Origin of the sequence: Roseiarcus sp. (genome assembly GCF_052145395.1) — a bacterium.
Classification (GTDB): Bacteria; Pseudomonadota; Alphaproteobacteria; order Rhizobiales; family Beijerinckiaceae; genus Roseiarcus.
Genome location: NZ_JBKQOT010000578.1, coordinates 1 through 2,758 on the forward strand (window position 1 = coordinate 1; position 2,758 = coordinate 2,758).

4 protein-coding genes are annotated in these 2,758 nt (G+C 65.3%); all 4 read right to left on the reverse strand.

What is annotated here, in order from left to right; all coding sequences use genetic code 11:
• A partial coding sequence (locus tag ACLP25_RS19910) for an FAS1-like dehydratase domain-containing protein (RefSeq protein WP_442470893.1) occupies window positions 1–500 on the reverse strand: 500 nt, incomplete at its 3' end.
• A gap of 97 nt (window positions 501–597) precedes the next feature.
• A complete protein-coding gene (locus tag ACLP25_RS19915; protein WP_442470894.1) occupies window positions 598–1,827 on the reverse strand; it encodes a CoA transferase in 1,230 nt (409 codons plus the stop codon).
• 15 nt (window positions 1,828–1,842) lie between these two features.
• Complete coding sequence (locus tag ACLP25_RS19920; RefSeq protein WP_442470895.1) at window positions 1,843–2,346, reverse strand: GTP-binding protein; 504 nt, start codon at window positions 2,344–2,346, stop codon at window positions 1,843–1,845.
• Window positions 2,312–2,701 carry a GTP-binding protein gene (locus ACLP25_RS19925; protein ID WP_442470896.1) on the reverse strand — a complete coding sequence of 130 codons (390 nt, stop codon included), beginning with the start codon at window positions 2,699–2,701 and terminating at the stop codon, window positions 2,312–2,314. The genes ACLP25_RS19920 and ACLP25_RS19925 overlap by 35 nt, the downstream gene beginning before the upstream one ends.
• Between the last annotated feature and the right edge of the window lie 57 nt (window positions 2,702–2,758).

Here is a 2,758-nt window from a genome sequence, read left to right on the forward strand (position 1 = left end):
TGGATGCGATGGGCGTTGAAGGTGAGCGCCGAAAAGCGAAACAGCAGGACCGGGCTCGGCGTGACGGCGCGGGTCCAGGCGCCCTCCGGCGGCTCAGGCCATTCGACCAGGGTCGGCGCCGCAATTCGGGCGCCCGGCTCGCGATAGACGATGTCCTGAACCTCCTCGACGCACACCCTGCCGTCCTGCTCGACCTGGTATTCGACGGTAACGAACACCAGGGCGCCGCGCGCGCCCTGCTTTTGCGAAATATCGTGCACCGTCCCGGTGCGGCTCGCCGGCTTGCCGATCACCAGCCGGTGACGGAAATTGAGCCGCCCGCCGGCGAACATCCGGCGCGGCAACTCGACCGGCGGCATGAAGCCGCCGCGCTGCGGGTGTCCGTCCACGCCGATCCGCGACATGGGCGCGCGCGGCAGGAAGTAGAGCCAGTGCCACAGCGGCGGCAGCCGATCGCCGGGCCCGAGCCGCGACTCGCCGTCATCAAGCGTGGCCAGCATCGCCTGCGCCGGCGCCAGCGAGATCTCGTCCTCGATGCGCTCCGTGCGTCCGATCCATTCGGCGAAGGGTTTGGGGGTCCCGCTCAGCTTCGTCTCCTCACAACTCGACAGGGCCGGCTACGATCTTGGCGTCGCGCAGCTTGCCAATCTGACAGTCGCCGAGACCCAGAACCCCAGCCAGCACCTCGTCGGTGTGCTCGCCGAGAATCGGCGCGCGTACCGGCGTCTCGCGCGGGGCGTGCCCGAATTCGAGCGGCAAGCCGGGAACGAGGTAGCGCCCGATGCCGGGCTGATCGATCTCGCGAAAGATCGGGTTGGCGGTCGAGCAGCGCGGATCCTCGCGCAACATCTGGCGAAAGGTCTGGTAGGGACCCCAGCATACGCCCGAACCGGCGAAGGACCGCTTGATCTCGTCGAGCGTGCGCGCCGAAACCCAAGTCTCCAGCACAGAGGAGATGACGTCACGCGCGCGAAACCGGTCGCCTTCATCCATGAGATTGACGCCGAGAAGAGGCTCGATCATCGCGAACCGCTCAGCGAGGCCGGTGACGCTGCCGAGCTCGGTCCACATCCGATCCGTGATCGCGACGATGTAAACGAGCCTGTGATCCTTAGTCTCGAAGTCGCGACCATAGGCGCCGTAGAGATAGTTGCCGAAGGCCGGGCGGTCTTCGTGCATCAGCTCGGCTTCGGCGATGTAGCCGAGATTGCCGACCATCGCCATCGCCACGTCGGACAGCGCGATCTTGATCAACTGACCCTCGCCGGTCAGCCGGCGGTGACGCTCGGCGGTGACGATTCCGAGCGCGGACGTGACCCCGGTGATGGCGTCCCATGCCGGCAGCGCATGGTTGACAGGATGCGTTGCGTCGCTGTGGGCGGGGCCGGTGGAGAACGGAATGCCGACCGCGCAATTCACTGTGTAGTCGACCGCCGAGCTGCCGTCCGGACTGCCGAACAAATTGAGCATGATCAAGTCGTCTCGGCGCTTCTTCAGCGCCTCGTAGCCGAGCCAGCCGGAGGCGGGAAAATTGGTAAGGAAAATGCCGTTCCCCGGACCAGGCGCCGTGATCAGGGCCGTAACGATCTCCTGCCCTTCCGGCTTGCGCGTGTCGACCGCGATCGACCGCTTGCCCTTGTTGAGACCAACCCAATAAAGGCTCTTGCCTTGCTTATCGACCGGCCAGCGATGGGCGTCGAGCCCGCCGCGGATCGGGTCGAAACGGATAACGTCCGCTCCGAGCTGGGCGAGCGTCATTCCCGCGAACGGCGCCGCCACGAAGGCGGAGCCCTCGACGATGCGCAGATCTTCCAGAATTCGGTTCATTCATCCTCGCCTTCGTCAGAGACATAGTTGCTCGAACAGGCGGTCCAGCTCGGCGCCGTCCAAGTCGCGCCCGATGAAGACCAAGCGCGTGCTTTGGTCCGCGTCGGGCCACGCGTGCAGCCATTGAAGGGGGTAGAACTTGTCCCTCACGGCGTGCACCACGAGCGGGCCTTGCATTTGCGACGCCTGGCGTGGACGCGATTTGACGTTCGCCACGCCCTTGATGCGCAGCAGGCGCCCGCGCATTGAGTTCGTCACGCGATTGAGAAACACGCCGAGGCCAGCCATATCGACGGGCCGCTCGGTGCGGATCACGTGGGTGGCGGGTGCGGGGCCGCAATGCGCCGCCACGAAAGACCCACCGCTCGCTCGCGCGATCGGCCCATCGGTCCGCAGCCACCCGCTCACGCCCAACAGCGAGCGCCCGGCCTCGAACAGCCCGCGGAGGAAGATGGCGGCGGCGTCGGCCCGGCCGAGCGTGACCTCAATCAGCTGGGCTTGGGCGTTCGCCGCGCGCACGGAATTCTCGGCGCGCCCGCCGTTGCTCAGCTGTAGCAAGGTCTCCTTTGGTTAGGATCACCACATCGGCTAGCTGTATCTGGCTCATTGCCACCGGATCCTCGACCACCGTGCGCTCGTGGTTGACTTGATCGACACAGGTCACCACGGCATCGGGTGCGTAGCGCTTGTGCATGAAGGGGTTCGCCATAAGCGTGTGCAAGATTGGTACGGGGTCGGCCAAACCGGAGGCACTTTCAAGGCAAATTGGTATAGGCCATTTTCGGCGTCGAATCTCGCCGAACTCGTTGGCGATTCGTGAGCAAAAACAGTGGGGTTCTACCGCACTCCGAAGCGCCAGCCGGCAGTATAGAATTTAGTCTGACAATGCCGCGGTCGCAGTTCAGCGATGAGCCGCAGGACGTCGGCGAAG